The following is a 24,429-nucleotide window of genomic DNA, read 5'->3' on the forward strand; positions in this document are numbered from 1 at the left end:
ACCCGCCGCTCACGCGCCCGATTGCGCCGATGCCGCGTTCAACGGCGTCGCCGATTCGTTGCGCTCGTGCCGCGCGAAGCTGCGATAAAGATCGAGATAACGCCGCGCCATGCGCGCCCAGTTGAAATGCGATGCAAGCTCGCGCGCTGATTCGCCCATGCGTCCGCGTCGCGCAGGCGCTGTAGCGAGTTCATCGATTGCATGCGCGAGTGCGGCTGCATCGTCGGGATCTTCGAGCACAATGCCGCATTCCTCACCGATGATCTCCGCCCCGCCCGCCGTGCGCGCGGTGATCACGGGCAACCCGGCGGCGAGCGCTTCGAGCAGCGAGAGACTCATCGCTTCATAACGCGAAGGAAACACGAAGGTATCGACGGAGTGCATCAACGTCGGCATGTTCTTCACGAGGCCGAGAAAATGCACGCGATCCGCGATGCCAAGTGCACGCGCCTGATCCGGATAAGGACTGCCCGGCAGATAACCCGCGACGACAAGCTGTACGTGCGACGGCAACGCCACGAGCGCATGCAGCACGGTCTGCAGATTCTTGCGCGGCGTGCGCAGGTCACCGACGAACAGCATCAGGAATGCATCGTCTTTGAGGCCGAAGGACGCACGATCAGGCGCCGCCGCACTGAAGGCCGTCGTATCGACGCCGTTATAGACGACCTCGACGCGATCCTTCTCGATACCGCCCGCGCGAATCTCTTCCGCGACTTTCTCCGACACCGCCGCGACCACGCGCGAACGTCGATAAGCCCAGCCTTCGAGCCACGCGTTCAGCCGGCTATAGATCACCTGATACGCGGACCACGCGCCGCCGCGCAAACGAAACGGGTAATAGGCGCTCTTCATCCACCCGCCGTGTACGAAGTGCGCGGTATTCACATCGGCGCGCGCCCAGGTGATGAAGCCGTTCACGTGCAGCACGTCATAGTCGTCGCGATGCGTGCGCAGCCACAGCGCGCTCTTGATGGCAAACACCTGTTGCTTGACGAGGCGCGTCGGCCATACGCGGCCCGCGATCACGCGCACCCAGCGCAGGCGCGGATGGTCGAGCAACTCGGGCGCGACATGCGATGCGACGAGAATGACCTCGTGCCCTTCGGCCAGCGCCGCGCGCGCGATTTCGTAGTTGACGCGCCCTTGTCCGTCGTTATGCCGCACGACGTGCGTGACGATCGCGATTCTCATTGGCTAGCCCTTGAGTTTTAAAAATGAAAGCGTTGCGTCGACGCATGAGCTTCGCGTGATGTCGCGCGGCGATGATCGAGAACAGGCTCGTGAACAACAACGATCCGCCCGTGCTCACGAAGGTGTTGGCGAAGAGCAGAATGCCGATCATCGAGAACGCGAGGCTCAACGCGGCTTGCGCGAATTTGTCGTCACGTAGCGAGAACGACGCGCGCAATGCGCGCACGAGCAGCAGCACGACACCCGCCGTATAGAGCAGCCCGCCCGGCCAGCCGAGCACGAACGGCACGTTCATCACGCCGCTGTCGAAGCTGCCGTATTTGCCGAGATCGCCGTTCGCGCTCGCGAGCTTGGTCGATGTGCCGGTTGCGCCGAAGCCTTCGCCGGTGACATCGGTAAAGGCCGTCACCATGAAGGTCGTATAGAACTCGTTGCGCGCCGCGTAGCTGCTGTCGTCGCTCAGGTTGGTCATGGTTTGCAAGCGCGTGCCGAGACGATCCGCGATCGGACCCACCGTCATCACCGGCACCGACAGTGCAATCAGCACGATTGCGCCGAGCAAAATGCGCAGACGCACGCGATTGCTCGCCTTGATCAGTTGCAGCACCATCGAGATGATCCATCCGCCCCATGCCGAACGCACCAGCGACAAACCGAACGAGACGAAGCCGAGACCGCCCGCGATCCAGCGTGCGCGCTGCGTGCCGGCCATGACGAAAGTGAGCCCCGCCATCGCGACGAGCGCGAACGGACCCGATGAATTCATCGTGCTGAACACGCGCACGCCGAGCGGCACGGGCTCGCCTTGCGACGCCATCTGCGAGCCGATCATCCACATCGAATCCCATGCCGGCATGATGAAGAACTGCACGATGCCGTATGCGCCCATCACGAGCAGGCCGTATACGAAGGTGTCGAGCAACACCTTTCGATACTTCGGATACTCGTGCGCGTTCACCATGATGTGAAAGCCGATCAGCACCGGATACAGCCAGTTCGCGAGATCGTAGGTCGCCGCCATCGGTCCGCTCGACGCCACGCCAATCAGATACGCATACGCAATGCCGAGCAACATGAGCAGCATCGGCAAGCCACGGCGCTGCGCGAGCACGCGATACTGACGCAACAGCGTGAGCCCGCAGATCATCGTGACGACGAGCGGCGCGATCTGGATCAGGCTCGTCGGCGTGAACGATCCCTTGCCCCAGTCCGCGAGACGCCGCACTTCCGGGCTCAGGAACCACACCCACCACATGAAGCCGATATAGCGCGCCGGGCTTTTGAAGTACAGCCACAGCGCGGCGAGCGTCGACATCAACGGAAATGCGAGCGTGAGCACCGTGCCCTGACGCGCGAGCACGAGGAGCGCAGTGAGCCCCCACACGATGGCCTGCGCGGTCCATTCGGGCGGACCTTGGCGCGCCGGTCGCAACGTGCCGATGCGGCCTGCAAGATCGCGTGGCGCGCGAGGCAGCGACGGTGTGCTCATCGCGTCAGCTCGTGCGATGCGAACACGGTTTGCGTGTTCGTCACGGCTTCGCTCGCGCCCTGACCGCGTCCCAATGCTTCGCGCGTCAGGCGTACATGCTGAAGCGCGAACTCGCGTGTCGTGTAGTCTCGCGCGACGAAGTGCCGAAGCGCGGCTTGCGCACGCGCGAGCGCAAGTGCCGGATCCGCGCGCAGTTCATCGAGCGCGCGCCGCAACGCGACCGCATCGTGCGCGGGCACATAAGACACGTGTCCCGTGCCGAAGTAATCGCGCAGGCCGCCCACGTCCGTCACGATAACGGGCTTGCCCAGCGCGACCGCTTCGAGCAGCACGGTCAGTCCCGACGCATGCGTGTTCGCGCGCAATGGCACGACAATCACATCGGCCCAGTCGTAGAGTTCGCGCGCAGCGTTCAGGCCGATGGCGGGCGCGATATGTACGTTATCCGCGTGCAGCGAAGCCGGAACGCGCCGCCGCGTCGCGATGCGCACGTCGTAGCGATCGTCGTTGCGGAAAGCTGTGGCGAGCGTCGCCCAGTCGCGATCGCGATCATTGCCGATCGCGCCGACGCGCAGCGGCGTATGCGCCGTCCACTCGCGCGGTGCGTTCAGCGAGAAGTCTTGCGTGTTGAGACCATAGAACACCTGAGTCGCATCGCGGCCGAAGTATTCGCGCACGAGTGCGGCATTCACACTCGAATGTGTCGTGAGAATATCGGCGCGTGCAATCAGCTTGCGAACCATCCAGCGGCGCAACGCGCCATAGCCGTTCCATTTGTCGAGCAGCCAGATCGATTGCGCGAGCAGAAGCGGCTTGCTCTTTCCCCGCGCTTTCAACAAAAGCAGCAATGCCGCCGAAAGATATTCCTGCTCCGTATGCGTCCACACGGCATCGCAAGAGAGAATCGCATCGCGATTGCGCCACGTATGAATGAAGTCGAAACCGAGCGCGGCCTTCAACGCGCGCCGGATGAAACGCACCGGCTTGCTCTCGTGCGCATCGCGCGAATATGACAACGCGAATTCAGGCGACTCCGCATGGTGATAGCCGTACAGGCAGCCGATGTCGTCGCCCTTGCGATAATGCCGCGGGTCCGCGCCATGAAAGAGATGCACATGGACGTTTGTCATAGCGTCCTCGCGGGGGAAATCGTCGGCGCGGATGCATCGCGCATGCGGCGTGCATCGCGACGCGCCTGCAATGCGCCCTTGCGTACCGCGCGAAAGCGTTGCCATGCACGCGCTATGCCGCTGCGCATCGCGATCACGGTATGCAGCACGCCCGGATAAACGCGCGTGCCGATCAGCGCATACCAGACCCACGCGATATCGCGATGCGCCGGTTCGAGCTGCTCGCCGAGAATGAGATGGAAGTTATACGCGGCATCGCTCAATGCGCCGAGCGTTTGCGCATCGCGGCGGTCGTCGTCGAAACGTTCGGCGGGAAAGTGATCCACCGCAACGAGCGGATCGTAGAGCACGCTCCAGCCCGCGCGGCGCACGCTCATGCTGAACGCCATGTCGTTGTGGACTTGCGCGCCCGCGCCGCGCAGACGCGTATCGAAACGCAGCGTCGACACCGCCGCGCGCCGATAGCTCATGTTCGCGCCCTTCAGCATGCGCACTTCGCGCGCCGCGCCCACGCCAAGATGATGATTACCTACGATGCGTCCCGTGCGCCGGATCACGCCGACTTCATGACATGAACCATCGAGCACGCGGCCCTTTTCGTGTACCCAGTCGCGACCACCGATTGCACCGAGACGCTCGTCGGCTTCGAAGGCGCGCGCAATGCGTTCGATCCAGTCGGGATGCGGCGCGGCGTCGTCGTCGGTGATCGCGATGATGTCGCCCTCCGCCGATTCCAGCCCGCGATTGAGCGCGGCCACCTGCCCGCCCGCGCCGGTGTCGATCACGCGCAGCGCGAAGCGGCTGGCGCTTTTCAGTTCGATGGCAAGGCGTCGCGCGGTGGCATCGTCTTCGGCACGTGCGATCACGAGTACTTCATCGGGCATGCGTGTCTGTGCGCGCAGCGCCGCAAGACACCGCTTCAGGTCCGCCGGCCGCCGATAGGTCGGCACCACCACGGAGACTTTCATCTTCATCGCTCGCTCTCCTTTCGTGCGTCACGTGCCCGCATATTCTTCGACCGCCGCGTAATGCGCGCGGCCATAACCGCGTGCGCGCTGCGGCGTGCCGTTGAGAATCGCCCCCTGCACCGCGATGCCCGCCGTGCGCAAGCGGCGCGTTGCTTCGGTGATTTCCGCTTCGTTGTGCGCGCCGGAACGCAGCACGAGAAAGTTCGTGCCCGCGAGCTTGCCGACGATCAGCGCATCCGTCACCGCGAGCACCGGCGGCGTGTCGATGAGGATCGCGTCATACGTGCGCCCGAGCGCGTCGAGATAATGCTGAAGACGCGGCGACATCAACAGTTCCGACGGATTCTCCGGGCGCTTGCCCGCCGCGATGAAGTCGAGCGAAGCGATGCGCGTCGTGCGAATCGCGTCTTCCATGCTGATCGATCCGGCGAGCAGTTCCGCGAGACCCGGTACACGTTCGCCGTTGAACGAGCGTTCGAGCTTGCCGCGCCGCATGTCGGCATCGATCAGCAGTACCCGCTTGCCGGTCGCCGCGAGCAATACGGCGAGGTTGGTCGTGAGAAAGCTCTTGCCCACGCCCGACACCGGTCCCGTCACCATCACGACGCGATTGCGCGCTTCCATCAACGAGAATTGAATCGACGTGCGCAGGCTGCGCATGATTTCGACGCATACGTCGTTGGGACGCATCGACGCGAGAATGGGCGCTTCATGATCGCGTTCGCGGCGGCGCTTCGCATCGGTATCGAACTTCGTCTGTTCGACGCTGAGCGGCACGAGGCCGAAGATCGGCAACGAAGAGACGCGTTCGAGACGCTCGGGATCGTCGATGCCCTTGAAGATCGCGCGGCGCGCAAACACGAAACCGGTGCCGAGTATCAGCCCGAGAATCACGGCCGCCGACATGATCAGCACCTTCTTCGGCTTGACGGGGTCGCCCGGCCGCAACGCTGCATCGACGATATGCACGTTGCCGCCCGTGCCCGCGCGCTGCACCGAAAGCTCCTGCACGCGATTGAGCAGCAGCACGTAGATGTCCTCGGCCACTTTCGCATCGCGCTGCAACGCAACCGCCTTTACTTCCGATTGCGGCAGATCGCGGAAGCGCGACGCATAACGTTCGCGCTGCGTTTCAAGCTGCGCGAGCTGCTGACGCGCTGTGGTCAGCGACGGATGCAGATTGCCGTAACGTTGCTCCAGCGACGATATCTGCAAACGTAACGCCGAGATTTGCGCTTCGTAGTTGATGCTGCCTTCGAGATAGACCTTGGCTTCGTCGCTCGCATTGATGACGCCGGCCTGCCGCTGATACTCGGTCAAGGCCGCTTCTGCATGTTGCAGATCGGCCTTGAGGCGCGGCTCTTCGGTGCGAAGGAACTCGAGCATCTTGCTCGCATCGGCCTGCTTGCTCTCCACATGCTGACGCAGATACGACTGCGCCAGCGCATTGGCAATCTCTGCGGCCTTCTCGGGATTTTGATTCTCGAGCGATATCTGAATGACGCCAGTCTGCTTGCCCTGCTCCGTCACCGTGATGCCCGACTGGAAGCTCGCAATAGCCGAGAGATCGTTCGCGCGCATCACCTTGAAGCGCGTGCCGGGACGCGCGACGAGCTTCTTCACGAACAAACTCACGCCGTTACCGCTCGCGTTTTCGCCGGCTTTGCCCTGAAGCAACTCATGCCCTTGCTGATCGGCGAGCGAGTAACGTCCGTCGCCGAGCGCGGTGAGCATGAGGTCCTTGCCTTCCCATTGCGGATCGACATCGATCGAATCGACCTCCGCGATCTCGCCGCCCCATGCATACGACGCCAGCCCGAACCACGGCTTCGCGGGCGTGCCCGGCGTCGCGAAACGCGCAGCTAGGCTGCCGAGCACCGGCAGCGTCACCGGCGACACGAAGAAGTTCAGCTTGCATTCCGCGACCACGGGTGCGACCACGCCACGGCTCTTGATGATCTCGATCTCGGCATCGGTCGGCAACGCGCTCGAACCCGAGTTGATGGCCTGGCCGGTTTGCGTCTGCGTGAGCGCCTGCGATGTGTTGTCGTTGGTCTCGACGCGCACATGCGCATCCGCCGAATACACCGGCCTCGCGATGTAGCAATACACGGCCGCCGCCATGATCACGAACGCTGCAACGCCGATGAGCCACCCAATATCGTCGATCACGGTCTGAATCAGATTGCCGAGAACGACATCTTCCTCATCGGGCTTTTGCAGATAGGGATGTTCTTGCATATTCACGATACGACTCCCCTTAGCGCGTCAGCTGCTTCAAGTAGAACAGCGTCTGCAAGGTCGGCAACACCTGATTGATCAGGCGATTGAACTGCACCGCGCCCGCCGTGCCCACATAGACGACGTCCTGCGGATGAAGCTGAAACTGTGTCGACAGCAGCAGCGAATCGGGCTGCGACATATCGAGGCGATAGATGTCCGGCTTCGACGGGTTGTTGCGCACGCCGCGCACGACATAGACCTGACGCACGTTGGCATCGGTATCGAGCACGCCGCCTGCCTGCGTGAGCGCATCCGCAATCGATGCGCGGCCGCGCACCATGTTCACGGGCATCGGCGTCTTCACTTCGCCCATCACGAAGATGCGGCTGTCGTAACGGTCCGGCACGTTGAGGATGTCGCCCGCCTGCAGCATCACGTTCTGGCTGATGTCGCCGCGATCGAGCATGCCGTTCGCATCGAGCACATAGAGCTTGCCGTTGCGCGTGAGCCGCACGCGCTGCAAGTCGGCTTCGCCCGTTGTGCCGCCCGAACGCGTGATCGCATCGACGAGCGTCAGCGGCACGTCGCTGATGGCAAGCGGGCCGGGCTGCTTCACTTCGCCCGTCACCGCGATCTTCTGGCTTCGGTAGGCAAGCACGCGCACGTCGAGTTGCGGGTTCTTGATGTAGGGCGAAAGCGCGGCCGCCATCTCGTCGCGAACTTCGCCCGTGGTCTTGCCCGCGACGCGCACCTTGCCGATGAACGGAAAGAAGATCGTGCCGTTCGCCGAGACCGTCTGTCCGTACGGATCGGCCTGACCCGGCAGCGCCTGCGTATAGGGCTGCTGCAACGCGCCCGCGACGGTTTGCGTGGTGTTGCCGCCGGTCGACAGCGTGCTGCCTTGCGGCGTCGTCAGTTCGGGGTGATCCCATAACGTCACGCCGAGAATGTCCTGCGGCGCGATGCGATACACGTACTGCGCCGCATCCGCAAAACGCGCGGGCGGCAACGGCTGCGCGGCCTCGGGCGTCGCCTGCTCCTGCGCGATGGTATCGACGGTGATGAGATGCACGGGATAAGTCGTGGTCGGCGTCGGGTCCTTGTCTTCGAGTCGCGATGTATCGAGAAAATTGCCCGGCGCGGTGCCGCACGCGGACAAGAGCGCCGACATAAAAAACGTCAGCAAAAGAACACGTGAAATCAGCATATTTTGTTGAGCCATCCGAGCACTAACCGTTCGATAAGTCCAAAGCTCTCGCGATACGCGGCCTCATGGCCGCCATAAGGGTCCGCGACTTCCGAGTCTTCCCATTTGCCGAGCAAATGCACCTTGCCGCGCGTCGTTGGCGCGAGACGCGCGATCGCGTCGATCTGCTTGCGCTCGGGCACGAGGATCAGATCCGCATCGCGCGCCATGCGGCGATCGAGCCGTCGCGAACGATGCCCCGACGCTTCCAGTCCCTGCTCCGCAAGCAGCCGCTGCATCGTCGGGTCGATGTCTTCGCCTTCCTGCGCGTAGAGTCCGGCCGAACGGAACTCGATCGGCCTCGCCCCACGCTTGTCCAGATGCGCGCGAAACAGCATTTCCGCCGCGGGACTGCGGCAGATGTTCGCGTGACAGACGATCAGAACGCTTCCGAACATAGGCCGCGTCAGACGATGCTCGCGGCAACGTTCGCTTCGACGCGGCGCACGCCGCGACCGATCGCGTGATACTCGATGCCCATTTCGTTCATCGTTTCCGGCTCGTATAGATTGCGGCCGTCGAAGATCACCGGGTGCTTCAGGCGGCGCTTGATCGCATCGAAGTCCGGGCTCTTGAAGACCTTCCATTCGGTGACGATCACGAGTGCATCCGCGCCGTCGAGCGCATCTTTGTGATTGGCCGCGTAGGACAGACGTGCGCGCGCTTCCGGCTGGCCTTGCAGATCGAGCGCGAACACGCGGCGCGCTTCGTCGACGGCAACGGGGTCATACGCGACGATCTTCGCGCCGCGCGCAAGCAATGCGGCCGCGAGCACGCGGCTCGGGGCATCGCGCATGTCGTCGGTGTTTGGCTTGAACGCGAGGCCCCACAGCGCGAACGTGCGACCCGACAGATCGTCGCCGAAGCGCTCGACGATCTTGCGCGTGAGCGTGTCCTTCTGCGCTTCGTTCACGTTCGAAACGGCCTTGAGAATGCTCATTTCATGGCCTAATCCTGAAGCAGTCTGGATCAGCGAGCGCACGTCCTTCGGAAAGCACGAGCCGCCATAGCCGCAGCCCGCATACAGGAAGTCATAACCGATGCGCGGGTCCGAGCCGATGCCGCGCCGCACCGCTTCGATATCGGCGCCCACGCGGTCCGCGAAGTTCGCGAGTTCGTTCATGAACGAGATGCGCGTGGCGAGCATCGCATTGGCCGCGTACTTGGTGAACTCCGCCGATTGCACATCCATATACAGCGTGCGTTCGTGATTGCGGTTGAACGGCGCATAGAGACGCTTCATGCGCTCTTTCGCGCGCTCGCCCGGCACGTCTTCGTCGCAACCGATCACAATGCGGTCGGGCCGCGTGAAGTCTTCGATCGCCGCGCCTTCCTTGAGGAACTCGGGATTCGACACGACCGAGAACATATGGCTCACGCCACGCGCATTCAGTTCATGTTCGATAGCCGCCTTCACGCGCTTTGCGGTGCCCACGGGTACGGTCGATTTATCGACGATCACCTTGAAGCCGTTCATGTAGCGGCCAATATCACGCGCCGCACCGAGCACGTATTGCAGATCGGCCGAGCCGTCTTCATCGGACGGCGTGCCGACCGCAATGAACAACATCTCGCCGTGCTCGACCGCCTGCTGCACGTTCGACGTGAACGCGAGACGCCCGGCATCGCGATTGCGATCGATCACGTCCTGAAGACCCGGTTCGTGAATCGGAATGCCGCCGCCGTTCAGAATGGCGATCTTGCGTTGGTCGACGTCGAGGCACAACACGTCGTTGCCGATGTCCGCGAGGCATGCGCCCGTCACGAGTCCAACGTAGCCGCTGCCGATGATCGTCAGTTTCATGATCCCACTCCAGGTGTTGTTTGCTTGATCGGTTTCAGTAAGCGTTCGCGCCGGCGAAGCCTTTCCACAGCGTCATCGCGACGATCTTCATGTCGAGACCGAAGGTCCAGTGCTGCATGTAATAGAGATCGAGCTTCACGCGGCCCGACATCTTTTCGATGCGGTCCGTCTCGCCGCGAAAGCCGTTCACTTGCGCCCAGCCCGTGATGCCCGGCTTGATGCGATATCGATGCATATAGCCTTTGACGAGATCCTTATAGATGTCGTCGTGTTCGAGCGCATGCGGACGCGGACCCACGACCGACATCTCGCCCTTGAGCACGTTGATGAATTGCGGCAACTCGTCGAGGCTCGTGCGGCGCAGGAACGCGCCGACCTTCGTCACGCGCTTGTCGCCGCGCCGCGCCTGCGTGATGTGTCCCGCTGTCTCGGCGTGCACTTTCATCGAACGGAACTTGTAGATTTCGAATTCGCGGCCATCGATACCCTTGCGCTTCTGCCTGAAGAACACCGGCCCCGGCGACGACAACTTGACGAGCACCGCGATCGCCATGAGCACCGGCGACATGCCGAGCAGCACGCACGCGGCGAACACGCGATCGAACACGAGCTTCGGCAGAACCTTGATATCCGTGATCGGCGACGCCGCGAGATTGATCGCGGGCACGCCGAGCAGATCGACCACGGCATGGCCGAAGAACGACAGGCTCCGCACATCGGGGATGAAGCGCACGTTGACGAAATCGTCGCGAAACTCGGTGACGATGCGGTGAATCGTTTGCTCTTGCGAAATGGGCAAAGCGAGCCACAACTCGCGAATGCCGCTCTTGCGCACCTGCGTGACCAGTTGCGCGAAATCGCGCTCGATGCGCACGCCCGCGAGCGTATCGCCTTCCATCCCGCTGCCTTTTGCATCGAGTTCCGTGCCGAGATCGAACACGCAAACGGGACTAAAGCCTGCATCGGGACGGCCGCGCATCTGCTCGATCAGAAAGTGCGCATACGGCGCCGAGCCGACAATCGCAACGCTCTTTTGATTGAAGCCCTCACGCCGCAGAAACTTGAGCGCCGTATAGATGACCGTCTTCGAAACGATGAACAAGCCGACGGTGCATGCCGCCCAATACATGAGCCACAAACGCGACAGCGACTCCGAGCGATGAATGCTGAAGGTGAGCAGCACGCCCGCGCTTTCGACCAGCAGCCACGCTATCGTCACGCGCAGCAGCAGGTCGTAGACGGGCTTGCCGCGCCATGACTGATAGATTCCGAACGACGGAAACGTCATGATCATCAGCACGCACGAGAAGCCGAGCATGGTGCGTTCGACATCGTCGAGCCAGACGAATGCGCCCGCGCCCAGCGACGCACCGAGCGATGCGCCCAGCACTGCCATGGCTATATCGACGACTCTCGATAACATGCTCAACATCGCATCCACCTCGGGAAGAAGAAGGCAAAACGGTTCCTTATTGCTCACTGCATGTTGCTCATTGCATGGTGGTATGGAACTTGAATAAATATGTCGGTGCAACCGCGAAAATATGCATCGGCAAATGGCCGGATTTTTTTCTCTTTTTTTATCGTTCGAGGCCTTGCCTGACGGGGGTTTAGGGCATTTCACGCAAGTCGTGCAAATAATTCCCTTGGCGATCGCGGCGTGTTCTTAGTGTTTTATTCGCTAAAGAAATCGTCCATTTTTTTAGCGGTTTTTTGTTTTATCGACGCATTTGCTCCGTGCTAAAAATTGGCGAGTCCGTTATTGCGATCACGCGCCAGGAGGCACTTCAATGAATGCGACAGACACCGCGCTCGCCAGCGCATCCACGATTAGCGCCGATGCCGGCGTGCGGCTCAGCATTCAGCCGGTCATTCTCGCGGGAGGCTCGGGCACGCGGCTTTGGCCGATGTCGCGCGAGCACTTTCCGAAGCAACTCATCGGCCTTATCGGAGATCAGTCGCTGTTGCAGGCCACCGCGAACCGTCTCGACGGCCTGGCGCCGATGGGCATGCGCGTTGCCGATGCCATCGTCGTGTGCAACGACGAACATCGCTTCACGACCGCCGAGCAATTGCGCAATCACGGACGCCGTGCACGTCTCGTGCTTGAACCGGTACCGCGCAACACCGCGCCCGCACTGACCGCAGCCGCGCTGCACGCGTTGCGCGGAGGCGAGGACGCCGTGCTCGTCGTGATGCCCGCGGATCATGTGGTGGCGAACAAGGACGCCTTTCATCGCGCGATCGACGAAGGCGCGCGCTGCGCGGAAGAAGGCGCGATCGTCACGTTGAGCGTCGTGCCGTCGCACGCCGAAACCGGCTACGGCTACATCAAGACAGGCCCGGCGATACCCGGACGCGGCGCGTGGCGGCTCGAACGCTTCGTCGAGAAGCCGCATCTCGAACTCGCACAGCAGTATCTCGGCTCAGGCGATTACGGCTGGAACGCGGGCATTTTCATCGTGCGCGCATCGACATGGATCGCGGCAATCGAGCACTATCAGCCCGCGATGCATGCCGCCTGTCTCGCGGCATTCGAACGCGGTATCGATGACGGCGAGTGCTTGCGGCTCGACCGCGACGCGTTCGCTTCGTCGCCGTCGGACTCGATCGACTATGCCGTGATGGAACAGCTTGCAAGCGAGCGCGGCGACGACATGTTCGCGGGCGCGGTCGTACCGCTCGACGCGGGCTGGTCCGACGTCGGCTCATGGGACGCGATCTGGAACATCTTGCCGAAGGACGATGCATCGAATGTCGCGCGTGGCCGCGTGATGTTCGAGGGCGCGTCATCGACCTATGCGCATTCCGAAGGGCGCTTGATCGCGTGCGTGGGCACGCGCAATCTCGTCGTTGTCGAGACGGCGGACGCGATTCTCGTCGCGGATAAATCGTGCGCGCAGGACGTGAAGGCGATCGTCGGGCGCATCAAGTCGGAGCGCGGCAGCGAAGCGGCGGACCATCGCAAGGTGCATCGTCCGTGGGGGCATTACGATTCGGTGGATCAGGGCGATCGCTTTCAGGTGAAGCGTATTGTCGTGAAGCCGGGCGCGCGGCTCTCGTTGCAGATGCATCATCATCGCGCGGAGCATTGGATTGTCGTGCGCGGCACGGCGCTCGTCACGCGTGGCACCGAAACGTTCATCCTGGCCGAGAACGAATCGACTTATATTCCGATCGGCGTGCAGCATCGCCTGGAGAATCCCGGCAAGATGCCGCTCGAAATCATCGAAGTGCAATCAGGAACGTATCTCGGCGAAGACGATATCGTTCGCTTCGACGATACCTACGGACGCAGTTGATGCCGCACCGAATGCATCGCCTCGCTCACGTGAGGCGATGCATTCGGCTTCGCTATTCCGCCGACGCGCGCTCTTCCGAGCGGACTTCGCGCATGCTCACGTTCACATCGGCGCGCGTGGCCTGAGCGGCAATCCAGCGCTTCGCCCATTCGAGCGCATACGTGCGCGCTTCTTCCGCCGATGCGAAGCGCGGTCCGATGAGACCCGAGCGTTCGACACGGCTGCCGTCCTTCACGATCTCCGCCCAGCCGCGATACATGCCGCCGGACACGTCGCGCGCGATCGGATAGATGTTATAGCCGCGCACATCGCCAACAGGCGCGCAGGTCGGCTCGAAGGGCAATGGCGCTTCATAAGGCCGCGCAGGACGCGGCATGCGTGCGCGCGCAGGCGCGGGCCTCGATGCGTTGGCCTGCACGACATCGCGCGCCTCCGGCAGACGGCGCGGCACATTGGCGACCCGATTGAACGGCATGGCATCCGGCGATTGCCACGATTCCGGGTTCTGCCAGAACACGCCTCTCAGGCGGTCGCAATCGTATGTCTGCGCCACGGGTCGCGGCGCTGCTTCGACCACCGGCTGACGCGGCACGTAGGCGAAAGAACGGCCTGCATTGGCCAGCACTTTCACCATTTCGATGAGCGTTCCATTCAATTGCCACTCCACAAACCGCCGACGGCAAGTCGGCACGGTCGGATAGTGGCTCGGTAATCTCGACCAGGTTTCACCTGTCGTGAGAATCCATAACACGGCATTGACGATAGTGCGTGGATGGGCTCTGGGACGGCCGCGACGATGCTCACGCACCTCACTCTCGCCGATCAAACCTGAGACCATCACCCACTCTTCATTGCTGAGTTCGCTAAAAAACATTGCTTTGCTCCATGCAGTCGGCTTCGCTGCGGATGTCGGTCGGCGCGCTAACGAAAATCAAACGGCAAGCCGGAAATTCCAGCTTTTTGCACACCCGAACCAGGACTCTCGAGGTACTCGCAAACGTTTGCTCAAACAACAAAATGGTGCATCCGGCTGCATTTCGAATCGATCATGGTGCAGTAATCGATCCATAACAGCGCACGGAGCGTGGTCTCGCTCGTGTATGAAGATATTTGCACGAAGCATACCATTACTATGGTTTGCCCGAATATGACAACACCCTACAATTCGAGCGACACTTAGCAGTTTTTCCGCTAAGACTTCCACTTAGCGGGAAAGCGCGCCCTCGCCGGCTTGGGCCGATTCGTTCTTGCGCGCAAAGCGCCGGTTCTTGAGCCGCAGGATGGGCTCTTCGATGAAACGCCATGACAATCTGGCGAGCATTAGCGTAAGCAGGAACGATGCGGTAATGCTTGCCGCATGCACCCAAAGCGGAATGCCCGACGCGCCGAACAGCGCGATAACCCTAGCGCTTTTAGTGAAATCCGGAATGAAGCCGTGGTAAAGATAAAAGCCATAGCTGATCCGGCCTAGCGACATTAACGGCCGCCATTCGAGCACACGCATCAGCGCCGCGCTCTCGCTGCACGCGACTGCGCACACGAGCGTCGCAATGCACGCACCATAGAACACATAGAGCGCGGTGAAGCGCCACGGATCCGCAATGTCTTCCCATGCCGGTTCCGCTCGGCACAACAGCGCGATACACACCAGCAGCATCAACGCGACGGGAAACGGCCTCAGACAGCGCCTGAACGCGCCGCCCTCGCGCAACAGCGCGCCGCCGATGCCGCCCAGCGCAAGCAGCCAGAAATTCGTGAGCGGATGCGTATAAATAACGATCGACGGATCGCCCGCCGCTTTCATCAAAGCAAGCGCCACGATGCCGCTCGCGAATACCGCACAGCAAATCCGCACGTGCCATCTGGCATTCATGGCAAGCAGCAGCGGCGCGAAAACGAGGTAAAACTGCTCCTCGATCGACAAGCTCCACAAATGCGAATAGCGCCCCGGCCAGTAATGCAAAACATCCGCGATCCAGAAATTGGACAGATACGCGAAATGAAACGGCATGCCGCCCGCGAGTTCCGGACCGGCAAAGCCGATCGTCATCATCAGCGCGAGCGTGATGAGCAGCAGATAGTAGATCGGGAAGATCCGCAGCGTGCGCCGGTAAAGAAATCGCTTGAGTTCCGCGGCGAAAGAACTCGAGCCGGCATCTATATAACTTCGCTGTGTCGTCAGTATGTCAGTGATGAGAAAACCACTTAGCGCAAAGAATATCCATACGCCGAGGTGTCCCAGGCCGCTGCCTTCCGCCATTGCCTTGTGATGGATAAAGACCAGCAGGACGGCAAGCGCGCGCAAGCCGTCGAATCCGCGAATTCTTTCGTTCATGGTGCGCTTTATCGATGCGGTGAACGCAGCCGCGTGGGCCGCTCGTAAGCGCCTCATCGTAAAGCGCAAGAAAAAGAAAAAAATCCTTAGCGAATTCTTTGCCGATTTTTCACCGAGCGTTAGCGCGTCCCACCCTGCTCGCAAGAAATATTTGCTAACAAGGCGAATTATTTCTTGCCTAATTTTTTAGCAGATGCTTGTGCCTTATGTGCAGGAATCGTGCAGCCATGGCGCGGCGATGGGGACGCCGCGCTCGAATCGATCGAGAGGATCTTTCATGAAAAATCATGTGCAAGAGCTGACGGGCCTGCGTTGCGTCGCGGTGACGATGGTCGTCATCGGTCATGCGCAGCACATGATCGCCGGCGGCTATAGCGGCTTGCTCGCGCCCTTGCGCCTCATTTCCGATGGGCGCCTCGGCGTGCTTATCTTCTTCGTGCTGAGCGGCTATCTGATCACGGGAATCCTGAATGCCGAGTGGAAGGCATGCGGTTCGATTCGTCTTCTGCCGTTCTATGCCAAGCGCGCGCTAAGAATCTGGCCCGCGTTCTATAGCTATCTCGTGATCGTCGCGCTGATGTCGTTTGCAGGTCTGATCGATATCGACCATCGGCAAGTCGTGGTCGCCGCGCTGCATCTATGGAATTATTCGGGCATCGCGGGCATGAGTTCGCTCAACGCAGCGCATGCGGATGGCGCGTGGTATCTCGGCCATTTCTGGACGCTCGCGCTCGAAGAACAGTTCTACTGGTTCTGGCCGCCGCTGCTGTTTCATATCCTCAAGCGCGGCAATCAGCGCGCGCTCGTCGCGTTGATCGTGCTCGTGCCGCTCGTCAGAATCGCGACTTACTTCGCCGTGCCGAGCCTGCGCGGTCAATTGAACATGATGCTGCATACCGGTATCGATCCGATCCTTGTCGGCTGCTATGTCGCGTTGAACAAAGATGCCCTCAAGGCGCGTGTCGCGGCGCTTCCTTGGGGACCGCTCATTCCCAGCGCGATGGTCCTCCTGCTCATCTTTGGCGTCCCGCCCTTGCAAGCGAAGCTGGGCGGACTCTGGCACGCGACCTATGGCACGACAATCGAATCGGCGATGGTCGGCTTCGTCATCGTCGTGCTCATTTCGCAGAAGGATTTCTGGTTCTCTCGGCTTCTGCGCACGGCGCCGTTCGTGTATGTGGGCACGATTTCCTTCAGCCTTTATCTGTGGCAACAACTCTTCAGCAACGCGCATTCGCCGGTTGCCTATGGCTTTCCGCTCTGCGTGATCGAAGCGCTCGTTGCGGCAAGCCTCAGCTATTACCTGATCGAAACACCGCTCCTGCGTATCAAGGATCGTTTCGGCGCGCGCGGCCGCGTGGCCGACAATGTGCCTTTGCAGGCGGAAGCATCTAAATAGAGAGAAAGGGCTGCGGACACGGGCGTCGCTATAATCGCGGGACGACTCATCGTGCAATCACCTGCAGGCAGACATGTCCCGTGCCCCGGCTCCCTCTTCGCGCGCATCCGACGACTATCACTTCAACGAGCAAGTCGGTCACTTGTTGCGGCGCGCGTATCAGCGTCACGTTGCGATCTTTCAGCAAGCGATTCCCGATTCCCAACTGACCGCCGCGCAATTCGTCACGCTGTGCGCGGTGCGCGATCAGCAGGGCGCGTCGCTCAACGACATCGCGAAGATCACCGCGATCGATCAGGCGACGATACGCGGCGTGGTCGAACGTCTGCAAACGCGCGGGTTGATCACCGTGGCGCGCGATGCCACCGACGGACGCAAGGTCACGGTCACGACCACGCCCGAAGGCGATGCGCTGACCGAGCGTACCGTGCCGTTCGCGCATGACATCACGGAGCAGACTTACGGGCCGCTGAATCCGGCGGAACGTGTCGCGCTGGTTTATTTGCTCAAGAAAATGATCGACGCGCCCGACGTCGTCTGATTTATCGCCGGGCTTTTCTTCAAGCCGGCGCAGACGCGCTCAGCTTGCGCAGCAGCATGAGTGCAGCCACGCGCTCGACTTCGTTCAGATCGCTCATCGTCAATTCGCTCACGCGCTGCGCGGCGGGCGTGGCGCGTTCAACGAGATCGCGGCCCGCGTCGGTCAGTTCGACCGTCGTCTTTCTGCGGTCCGCGAGATTCGTCTTCAGTTCGATCAACGCGCGCCCTCTCAATCGCTCGATGATGCCGCGCACCGTGGCCCCGTCGATGGCGGTCGCCTTGCCGAGATCGCTCATCGACGATGGTCCCATGCGCCGGCTCGCGCTCAACACCGCGAATTGCACGGCGGTGAGTTGCGGATCGCCGATCGTCTGGCTGAATATCGCGAGATGACGCTGATACGCCTTGCGTAACAAATGACCGATTTGCTCGGAGACGTCATACGCTTGCGTAGCCGCTTCGATCGCTTCGATCGGTTCAGGATCGAGCGGCGTCTTCATATAGTTCATTTCTGCCTCATACGTCTTTAATGCCCCGCAGCGCGGATTCGGGCCGTGGCTTGCGCAAGCCCGCTCCATGCGGGTTCGCGAGGCGCAAACTCCGCGCGAATATAGGCGGCGAGTTCCGCGACTTGCCGGTCGTCGAAAGAATCCTTGAAGCCGGGCATATAACCCAGTTCATCGGTGGCGGGCGCGTCGATGCCGTGCAGAATCACATGCAGCAAGTTATCCGGCGATGCATCGCTGACGCTCGTATTGAGCGACAGGAGCGGCCGCACGCCGAAATTGCCGACACCGCCCGTCTGCGCATGACAGACCGCGCAGGCCGCATCGAACGTGCGCCGTCCGTTATCGAGCGCGTGCAGGCGCAGTGCATCGGGCTGAGACGGCGCGCGCGTCTCGACGGCAACGGGCGACAACGACGCGACGTAGTGCGCCATCGCGCGCACGTCTTCGGCGGGCAGCGTCGCGAGATGCGAGACGACCGGCGCCATCGGTCCCGCGGCCACGCCGTGCTCGTGCGAGAAGCCCGTGCGCAGATAGTCGAAGAGTGCCTGCTCGGTCCAACGCACTGGCAACTTCGAATTCGCGACCAGCGACGGCGCCATCCAGCCTTCCGCGCTGCCGCCCGTGAGATAGAGCCGCCCGCCCTTTTCCGCGCCGATCGCGTTGCGCGGCGAGTGGCAAGCGCCGCAATGGCCCGCGCCATCGACCAGATATTTGCCGCGATTCCACAGCGCCGAACGCGTGGCATCGGGCACATACTCGCCCTGCTTCAGATACAGCGCGTTCCATCCCGCGACGAGCCCGCGCTGATTCAACGGAAACGGCAGACGCGTCTGCGGCGGCGTCGATTCGACAGCGGGCTGCGACATCAAATACGCATAGAGCGCGGTCATGTCGGCGTCGCTGATCTTCGCGAACGAGGTGTATGGAAACGCGGGATACAGATGATGACCGTCGCGCGAAATGCCTTGCCGCATCGCGCGATCGAACGCGGCGAACGACCAGTTGCCGATGCCGGTCTTCTCATCGGGCGTGATGTTCGTCGTGTAGACCGTGCCGAATGGCGTCTCCAGCCCGAGGCCGCCCGCGTTGACCGCGCCGCCCGGCGCCGTGTGGCAGACCGCGCAATCGCCGGCGGCGGCGACGTCGCGTCCGCGTGCGATGGTGGCCTGCGACCACGTCGATGCATCGGGCTTTGCAATCGATGCGATCGGTGCGCGCAGCGGCCACGCCGTGCACGCAAGCGCGACGAGTCCGCCCAGACCCGTCGCCGCCATTGCGCCGCGCAGCGTGCGGCGCATGCGTCGCGGCAACGCGTTGCCTGGCGCGCTCGCGCCGTTCAATGCGTCACGCACGCGCTCCGGCGTGAACGGCGGCGCACGGAAGCGCACGCCGGTTGCATCGTAGAGTGCATTGGCGATCGCCGCAGCGGCAGGCGACGTATCGATCGACGGCGCTTCACGCGTGGCCGGCGTGTCTTGAAGCGCAGTCGTTTCGATGCGATGCGCAAGCGGTTGCGCACGCGGCGTCTCATCGTGCGCGGCGTGCGCATCGAGCCGCACGCCGATCAGTTTCGATGCCGCCGCCGCGATACGCGCCGACGACATGCCCGCAATTGCACCGATGCTGCGCCGTCCCTTCGCGCTTCCCGCGACGACGCGCTGTATCGCGACATCGCCGGTTGCGCGGTTCACATCGAGATCGACGATCCATGCGCTGTACGCGTCGTCGCGCTTGTCGAACGCGAAGCCTCGGCCTTGCAGGTTTTTGGCGTTGCCCGCGCGTTTCGCTTTCGTGGTCCACGACGCGCGGTCGGCCAGCGTGTCGATCAGTTCGCGCGCGCCTGCATCGTCTATCGGATCGAGATGCGCGAGGCGATACTGCAGCGGATCGATTGCGCGTGCATCGGCAATTTCATCGATGAAGGATTCGCGCGCGAACGCGTGCGCCGTGTGGGGAATCGTTTCGAAGCCATCGTCCGTGTGCAGCGTTTCATCGCGCACCGCGTAAGGGTTAGGCGTATGTTCGCTCGATGTCTCGTGCATCGAACGGCCCGTGTCGGCGTCGTAGCGCCATGCATTCAGATGCCCGGCTTCGTCGAGCGATGCGCCAAGACTCATGCGCACGTCTTTCGTTTCGCGCGCGCTCATCACGCCGCGCACATGCACCGCGCGTCCGGTGCGATGCAGCAGCATGACCGCCGCAAGCGTCGCCACGAAGGACTCGTCTTCGATATTCGACGTTGCACGTATTGCGAATCGCGTGGCAGGCAAGCCCGACGCATGAGCGAGTTGTGCGCAAAGCTGCTGCGCGTCGGAAGTGGCGCAACGTAGTTCGATCGATGTGCCATCGTCGCGCGCGAGGACGTCGCATGCATGGAGCGCATCGTCGAAAAGCGGCCACGTATAGCGCTTTTCGTGCGGCAAGCGTTCGCGCGACGTCACGATGGCCGATGCCTCCGCGTCCGGTTGCGCGAGCGCCGCAGCGAGCCGCCGCGCCGCATCGAATGCATGCTGCGCTTCATCCGCGACGAACGCGCCCATGCTTCCCGCCGCAATCCACGACACGCCCGCATCCAGCGACATGCGCGCGGCAAGCGTCGCGATATCATCATCGATATCGACGATCACGCATGCAGCAAGCGTGGCTATCTCACACACGCGCAGATCGCTCATATCGTTCATCGCGTGCACGCCCGCATTTCGTCGCGCACATACTTCGCCGCGCGCCGCACCGCCGCGAGTATCTCCAGATGCGTACCGCAGCGGCACAGGTTGAAGCGCAAGGCATCCTTGATCGCATCGTCGTCGGGATCGGGATTGCGGTCGAGCAGCGCCTTCGTGCTCATGATCATGCCGTTCAGGCAATAGCCGCATTGCGCCGCCTGCTCGTCGATGAACGCGCGCTGAATCGGATGCGGCGCGTGGATATCGCCGAGGCCTTCGAGCGTTGTCGTCTCGCGGCCGATGGCGGCGGCCACCGGCACCACGCACGAACGCGTCGCGCCGCCGTTCATCAGCACGGTACACGCGCCGCATTGTCCGAGTCCGCAGCCGTACTTCGGGCCGTTCAACTCGAAGTCGTTGCGCAGCACGTAGAGTAGCGGCGTGCTGCGTTCGGTGACGACGGTGCGCGTGCAGCCGTTGACGGTGAGCGTCACGGCCTGCGCGTTCGATACGGGCTCGGTCATCGGCTATCTTGATTCATGGTGAAGCGCCGCCGAACGAGTGCGACGGCGCGTGACGTCAAGCAGCGACGGCCGTGCTTTCCTTCGCCTTCGGCGCCTTCAGCGGTTCGTTGAACACGTCGTAGGCAAACACCCAGGCCGGATCTTCGTTCGTGCGCAGCCACGTATTGTTGTGCGACACGAGCTGCACTTTCGACGCACGTTCCGCGCGATTCGCCTCGTACAGCGCAAACGCGGAAGCATAATCGTTCGCGCCCGTTTCGCCGAGACAGCGCACGAGCATCGCGGCATCTTCGATCGCCATCGCCGCGCCTTGCGCCATGTGCGGCTTCATCGGATGGCATGCGTCGCCGAGCAACACGAGACGGCCACGGCTCCAGAGCGGCAAAGGATCGCGTTCGAGCAGTGGCCACTTCGTGACTTCGGGCGTCGCGTCGATCAGCTTCTGCACCGACGGATGATAGCCCGCGAACGCCTCGCGCATTTCGTCCCGGCTGCTCGGCGCAACCGACTGCCCTTGCGGCCACTCGGCTTGCGGCACGCCCGTCACGTAGTAGATTTCGTCGCGCTTGCTCGTCACGTAATAGACCATCATGTGACGATCTTCGGACCACCACTTCACGCACAGATCGAACGGATCGGTGCCGAGACGCGACGCCGGAAACACCGCGCGATGTGCAACGTAACCCGTATAACGCGGCGGCTCCGCACCCAGCAAATGTTCGCGGATACGCGAGTTCACGCCATCCGCGCCGATAGCGATATCGGCGGTTTCGACCGTGCCGTCAGTGAACGTGAGGCGCACTTCGTCGCCCGTGTCCTCGATCTGCTTCAGGCACTTGCCGAACGCGATGGTGCCCGGCTCCAGCGCCTGCGTCATCAACTCGTGGAAGTCGCCGCGATGCACCGTCAAATAAGACGCACCGTAGTTCTTCACCGCGAAGTCGCCGAGCGGAATCTGCGCGATCGCCTCGCCGCTCTTCCAGTCGCGGCTGAACCAGTAATCCGGATGCGAACCCATTTCGTTCAGCGCGCCCTCGCAACCGATGCGCCGCATGATCTTCATCACGTTCGGACCCAGATGAATGCCCGCGCCGAGACGCGAGAACGCGGGCGCCTGTTCGTACAAGCGCACCTGATAGCCCGCGCGCTGCATGAGCGCCGCTGCCGCCGTGCCGCCCAGGCCCGCGCCAACGATCGCAATACGAGGTTTTTTCATGATGTGTTCTCCATGTCGGGCGCTCGCCGAGACAGTCGCGTCGCCGAGCCGATTTGAAAAGGTTAATTGAGTGTACACACTGCATTTTTGAGCGTAAAGAATTTTTTGATATTTCTTCCGCGACTGCTGAAAACCCTGATTTAGTGCGTTTATTCACGGGTTTTCCCTGAAGGAGTGCGAGCATGCACCAACAAGAAAGTCATGATCTCGCTTGTTTAATTGCAGTGTGTACACTAGACTTTGCTTGACCGATATCAATCCTGCGTACCTGACATACGGAGTCGAACAGAGATGAGCAAGAGCTTTCGCATCGGCCAGATCGTGCCGAGTTCCAACACGACGATGGAAACCGAGATTCCGGCGATGCTGCTCGCGCGGCAAACCATCCGCCCGGAGCGCTTCACGTTTCATTCGAGCCGCATGCGCATGAAGAAGGTCGTGAAGGAAGAACTCGCCGCAATGGACGCCGAGTCGGACCGCTGCGCCGTCGAACTGTCCGATGCGCGTGTCGATGTGCTCGGCTATGCGTGTCTCGTCGCGATCATGGCAATGGGGCGCGGCTATCACCGCGTGTCGCAGGCGCGTCTCACGAAGCACACCGCCGAGAACGGCGGCGCCGCGCCAGTGATCACGAGCGCGGGCGCGCTGGTCGATGCGCTCAAGGTGATGAAGGCGAAGCGCGTTGTGGTGGTGGCGCCTTATATGAAGCCGTTGACGGAACTGGTTGTCGATTACATCCAGAACGAAGGCTTCGAAGTGATCGACTATCGCGCGCTGGAAATTCCCGACAATCTCGATGTCGCGCGTCACGATCCGCGCAATCTGCCGGGCATCGTGCAATCGATGAAGTATCAGGACGCGGACGTCATCGTGCTCTCGGCCTGCGTGCAGATGCCGTCGTTGCCCGCAGTGCCGAAGGTCGAGGCGCTCACCGGCAAGCCGGTGCTGACCGCGGCCATCGCCACGACTTACGCAATGCTGCGCGAGCTCGATCTCGAACCGGTCGTGCCCGGCGCGGGCGCGCTTCTGTCCGGAGCCTATTGAGCGATGCCATCGACCTATCTTTACGGCGCGAACGTCAATGCGAACGGCATCCGCCAGCACTATTTGCGCTATGGCGGCAACGAAGGCGAACGGGCGAAGCGCGACGCCGTCATCCTGATTCCGGGCATCACGAGCCCGGCGGTGACGTGGGGCTTTGTCGCCGAGACGCTCGGCCGTCAGTTCGATACCTACGTGCTCGATGTGCGCGGCCGCGGTCTCTCCGAAGCATCGACTACGCTCGACTACAGCCTCGACGCGCAAGCCGAAGATGTGCGCGCGCTCGCTCAGGCACTGAAGCTCGAACGCTATGCATTCGTCGGCCACTCGATGGGCGCGCGCATCGCGCTCCGCGCCGCGCGCACGCAGCCGCGCGGCCTCACGCGCGCCGTGCTGATCGACCCGCCGGTGTCCGGTCCGGGCCGCCGTGCGTATCCGTCGAAGCTGCCGTGGTATGTCGATTCGATCGCGCTGGCCACGAAAGGCATCGACGCGGAAGGCATGCGCGCGTTCTGCCCGACGTGGACCGAAGAACAACTGCGTCTGCGCGCGCAATGGCTGCATACGTGCGACGAACGCGCGATCCGCGCGAGCTTCGAAGGCTTTCATACCGACGACATCCACGCCGACCTGCCGAAGCTGCGCGTGCCCGCGCTGCTGATGACGGCAGAACGCGGCGACGTCGTGCGCGAGACAGACGTCGCCGAAATGCAGACGCTCGCGCCGGAACTGCAACACACGCGTGTGCCGAACGCGGGCCACATGATTCCGTGGGACAACGAAGCCGGCTTCTATGCGGCCTTCGGCGATTTCCTCGGCGCGCGGCTGGTTTAAACGAAGGAGCCA

General features: G+C 62.2%; 20 protein-coding genes. 5 read left to right on the plus strand and 15 right to left on the minus strand.

Annotated features, from left to right (window positions below):
* Positions 1–9: 9 nt before the first annotated feature.
* From BRPE64_RS29770 to BRPE64_RS29810, 9 genes are read right to left on the minus strand one after another with little or no spacing between them, the layout of a single operon-like run.
* A complete protein-coding gene (locus tag BRPE64_RS29770; RefSeq protein WP_016348721.1) occupies positions 10–1,194 on the minus strand; it encodes a glycosyltransferase family 4 protein in 1,185 nt (394 codons plus the stop codon).
* Complete coding sequence (locus BRPE64_RS29775) at positions 1,157–2,683, minus strand: hypothetical protein (RefSeq protein WP_016348722.1); 1,527 nt, start codon at positions 2,681–2,683, stop codon at positions 1,157–1,159. Before BRPE64_RS29775 ends, BRPE64_RS29770 begins: the two co-directional genes overlap by 38 nt.
* Positions 2,680–3,813 carry a glycosyltransferase gene (locus BRPE64_RS29780; RefSeq protein ID WP_044043575.1) on the minus strand — a complete coding sequence of 378 codons (1,134 nt, stop codon included), beginning with the start codon at positions 3,811–3,813 and terminating at the stop codon, positions 2,680–2,682. Before BRPE64_RS29780 ends, BRPE64_RS29775 begins: the two co-directional genes overlap by 4 nt.
* Positions 3,810–4,781 carry a glycosyltransferase family 2 protein gene (locus BRPE64_RS29785; RefSeq protein ID WP_044043890.1) on the minus strand — a complete coding sequence of 324 codons (972 nt, stop codon included), beginning with the start codon at positions 4,779–4,781 and terminating at the stop codon, positions 3,810–3,812. Before BRPE64_RS29785 ends, BRPE64_RS29780 begins: the two co-directional genes overlap by 4 nt.
* 27 nt (positions 4,782–4,808) lie before the next feature.
* Positions 4,809–7,031: a polysaccharide biosynthesis tyrosine autokinase gene (locus BRPE64_RS29790; protein ID WP_044043577.1), complete on the minus strand. Its 2,223-nt coding sequence runs from the start codon at positions 7,029–7,031 to the stop codon at positions 4,809–4,811.
* A 10-nt stretch (positions 7,032–7,041) separates the two neighbouring features.
* Positions 7,042–8,211 carry a polysaccharide biosynthesis/export family protein gene (locus BRPE64_RS29795; protein ID WP_016348726.1) on the minus strand — a complete coding sequence of 390 codons (1,170 nt, stop codon included), beginning with the start codon at positions 8,209–8,211 and terminating at the stop codon, positions 7,042–7,044.
* Complete coding sequence (locus tag BRPE64_RS29800; protein ID WP_016348727.1) at positions 8,205–8,648, minus strand: low molecular weight protein-tyrosine-phosphatase; 444 nt, start codon at positions 8,646–8,648, stop codon at positions 8,205–8,207. Before BRPE64_RS29800 ends, BRPE64_RS29795 begins: the two co-directional genes overlap by 7 nt.
* A gap of 8 nt (positions 8,649–8,656) precedes the next feature.
* Positions 8,657–10,054: a UDP-glucose dehydrogenase family protein gene (locus BRPE64_RS29805; protein WP_016348728.1), complete on the minus strand. Its 1,398-nt coding sequence runs from the start codon at positions 10,052–10,054 to the stop codon at positions 8,657–8,659.
* A gap of 34 nt (positions 10,055–10,088) precedes the next feature.
* On the minus strand, positions 10,089–11,486 hold the full coding sequence (locus BRPE64_RS29810) for an undecaprenyl-phosphate glucose phosphotransferase (protein WP_044043892.1): 1,398 nt from the start codon (positions 11,484–11,486) through the stop codon (positions 10,089–10,091).
* Positions 11,487–11,844: 358 nt separating this feature from the next.
* Between BRPE64_RS29810 and BRPE64_RS29815 the strand changes: the two genes are divergently transcribed.
* Entirely contained in the window at positions 11,845–13,356 is a 1,512-nt protein-coding gene (locus tag BRPE64_RS29815; RefSeq protein ID WP_016348731.1) for a mannose-1-phosphate guanylyltransferase/mannose-6-phosphate isomerase, read from the plus strand.
* Positions 13,357–13,408: 52 nt separating this feature from the next.
* Here the strand turns inward: BRPE64_RS29815 and BRPE64_RS29820 are convergent, their stop codons facing one another.
* Both BRPE64_RS29820 and BRPE64_RS29825 read right to left on the minus strand, forming a co-directional pair.
* Positions 13,409–14,230: a transposase gene (locus tag BRPE64_RS29820; RefSeq protein WP_016348732.1), complete on the minus strand. Its 822-nt coding sequence runs from the start codon at positions 14,228–14,230 to the stop codon at positions 13,409–13,411.
* Between the two features lie 330 nt (positions 14,231–14,560).
* Positions 14,561–15,691 carry an acyltransferase family protein gene (locus tag BRPE64_RS29825; protein WP_051180571.1) on the minus strand — a complete coding sequence of 377 codons (1,131 nt, stop codon included), beginning with the start codon at positions 15,689–15,691 and terminating at the stop codon, positions 14,561–14,563.
* A 277-nt stretch (positions 15,692–15,968) separates the two neighbouring features.
* On the opposite strand from BRPE64_RS29825, the gene BRPE64_RS29830 reads away from it, so the two are divergent.
* A complete protein-coding gene (locus BRPE64_RS29830) occupies positions 15,969–17,090 on the plus strand; it encodes an acyltransferase family protein (RefSeq protein ID WP_044043580.1) in 1,122 nt (373 codons plus the stop codon).
* Positions 17,091–17,163: 73 nt separating this feature from the next.
* Entirely contained in the window at positions 17,164–17,631 is a 468-nt protein-coding gene (locus tag BRPE64_RS29835) for a MarR family winged helix-turn-helix transcriptional regulator (RefSeq protein WP_016348736.1), read from the plus strand.
* A gap of 19 nt (positions 17,632–17,650) precedes the next feature.
* On the opposite strand, the gene BRPE64_RS29840 is transcribed toward BRPE64_RS29835, so the two are convergent.
* The 4 genes from BRPE64_RS29840 to BRPE64_RS29855 are packed head-to-tail and all read right to left on the minus strand — an operon-like array spanning position 17,651 to position 22,542.
* Positions 17,651–18,139, minus strand: coding sequence for a MarR family winged helix-turn-helix transcriptional regulator (locus BRPE64_RS29840; protein WP_016348737.1), 489 nt, complete (start codon positions 18,137–18,139; stop codon positions 17,651–17,653).
* Between the two features lie 17 nt (positions 18,140–18,156).
* Positions 18,157–20,820, minus strand: coding sequence for a c-type cytochrome (locus tag BRPE64_RS29845; RefSeq protein WP_016348738.1), 2,664 nt, complete (start codon positions 20,818–20,820; stop codon positions 18,157–18,159).
* Entirely contained in the window at positions 20,817–21,326 is a 510-nt protein-coding gene (locus tag BRPE64_RS29850; RefSeq protein WP_016348739.1) for a (2Fe-2S)-binding protein, read from the minus strand. The genes BRPE64_RS29845 and BRPE64_RS29850 overlap by 4 nt, the downstream gene beginning before the upstream one ends.
* A gap of 55 nt (positions 21,327–21,381) precedes the next feature.
* Positions 21,382–22,542 carry an FAD-dependent monooxygenase gene (locus BRPE64_RS29855; RefSeq protein ID WP_016348740.1) on the minus strand — a complete coding sequence of 387 codons (1,161 nt, stop codon included), beginning with the start codon at positions 22,540–22,542 and terminating at the stop codon, positions 21,382–21,384.
* 291 nt (positions 22,543–22,833) lie between these two features.
* On the opposite strand from BRPE64_RS29855, the gene BRPE64_RS29860 reads away from it, so the two are divergent.
* Together BRPE64_RS29860 and BRPE64_RS29865 are read left to right on the plus strand one after the other, a co-directional pair.
* The gene (locus BRPE64_RS29860) at positions 22,834–23,586 is read left to right on the plus strand and encodes a maleate cis-trans isomerase family protein (protein WP_016348741.1); all 753 of its coding nucleotides are present in this window, start codon (positions 22,834–22,836) and stop codon (positions 23,584–23,586) included.
* A 3-nt stretch (positions 23,587–23,589) separates the two neighbouring features.
* On the plus strand, positions 23,590–24,417 hold the full coding sequence (locus BRPE64_RS29865; RefSeq protein ID WP_016348742.1) for an alpha/beta fold hydrolase: 828 nt from the start codon (positions 23,590–23,592) through the stop codon (positions 24,415–24,417).
* The last annotated feature ends 12 nt before the right edge of the window (positions 24,418–24,429 follow it).

Origin of the sequence: Caballeronia insecticola (genome assembly GCF_000402035.1) — a bacterium.
GTDB classification, from domain to species: domain Bacteria; phylum Pseudomonadota; class Gammaproteobacteria; order Burkholderiales; family Burkholderiaceae; genus Caballeronia; species Caballeronia insecticola.

What these genes read in the sequence shown, in the direction of transcription:
- BRPE64_RS29835 (WP_016348736.1), top strand. Translation starts at nt 17,164, where the DNA reads ATGTCCCGTGCCCCGGCTCCCTCTTCGCGCGCATCCGACGACTATCAC.
- BRPE64_RS29845 (WP_016348738.1), bottom strand. Translation starts at nt 20,820, where the DNA reads ATGAACGATATGAGCGATCTGCGCGTGTGTGAGATAGCCACGCTTGCT.
- BRPE64_RS29775 (WP_016348722.1), bottom strand. Translation starts at nt 2,683, where the DNA reads ATGAGCACACCGTCGCTGCCTCGCGCGCCACGCGATCTTGCAGGCCGC.
- BRPE64_RS29770 (WP_016348721.1), bottom strand. Translation starts at nt 1,194, where the DNA reads ATGAGAATCGCGATCGTCACGCACGTCGTGCGGCATAACGACGGACAA.
- BRPE64_RS29820 (WP_016348732.1), bottom strand. Translation starts at nt 14,230, where the DNA reads ATGTTTTTTAGCGAACTCAGCAATGAAGAGTGGGTGATGGTCTCAGGT.
- BRPE64_RS29780 (WP_044043575.1), bottom strand. Translation starts at nt 3,813, where the DNA reads ATGACAAACGTCCATGTGCATCTCTTTCATGGCGCGGACCCGCGGCAT.
- BRPE64_RS29850 (WP_016348739.1), bottom strand. Translation starts at nt 21,326, where the DNA reads ATGACCGAGCCCGTATCGAACGCGCAGGCCGTGACGCTCACCGTCAAC.
- BRPE64_RS29785 (WP_044043890.1), bottom strand. Translation starts at nt 4,781, where the DNA reads ATGAAAGTCTCCGTGGTGGTGCCGACCTATCGGCGGCCGGCGGACCTG.
- BRPE64_RS29810 (WP_044043892.1), bottom strand. Translation starts at nt 11,486, where the DNA reads ATGTTGAGCATGTTATCGAGAGTCGTCGATATAGCCATGGCAGTGCTG.
- BRPE64_RS29815 (WP_016348731.1), top strand. Translation starts at nt 11,845, where the DNA reads ATGAATGCGACAGACACCGCGCTCGCCAGCGCATCCACGATTAGCGCC.
- BRPE64_RS29800 (WP_016348727.1), bottom strand. Translation starts at nt 8,648, where the DNA reads ATGTTCGGAAGCGTTCTGATCGTCTGTCACGCGAACATCTGCCGCAGT.
- BRPE64_RS29830 (WP_044043580.1), top strand. Translation starts at nt 15,969, where the DNA reads ATGAAAAATCATGTGCAAGAGCTGACGGGCCTGCGTTGCGTCGCGGTG.
- BRPE64_RS29865 (WP_016348742.1), top strand. Translation starts at nt 23,590, where the DNA reads ATGCCATCGACCTATCTTTACGGCGCGAACGTCAATGCGAACGGCATC.
- BRPE64_RS29795 (WP_016348726.1), bottom strand. Translation starts at nt 8,211, where the DNA reads ATGCTGATTTCACGTGTTCTTTTGCTGACGTTTTTTATGTCGGCGCTC.
- BRPE64_RS29860 (WP_016348741.1), top strand. Translation starts at nt 22,834, where the DNA reads ATGAGCAAGAGCTTTCGCATCGGCCAGATCGTGCCGAGTTCCAACACG.
- BRPE64_RS29805 (WP_016348728.1), bottom strand. Translation starts at nt 10,054, where the DNA reads ATGAAACTGACGATCATCGGCAGCGGCTACGTTGGACTCGTGACGGGC.
- BRPE64_RS29840 (WP_016348737.1), bottom strand. Translation starts at nt 18,139, where the DNA reads ATGAACTATATGAAGACGCCGCTCGATCCTGAACCGATCGAAGCGATC.
- BRPE64_RS29825 (WP_051180571.1), bottom strand. Translation starts at nt 15,691, where the DNA reads ATGAACGAAAGAATTCGCGGATTCGACGGCTTGCGCGCGCTTGCCGTC.
- BRPE64_RS29855 (WP_016348740.1), bottom strand. Translation starts at nt 22,542, where the DNA reads ATGAAAAAACCTCGTATTGCGATCGTTGGCGCGGGCCTGGGCGGCACG.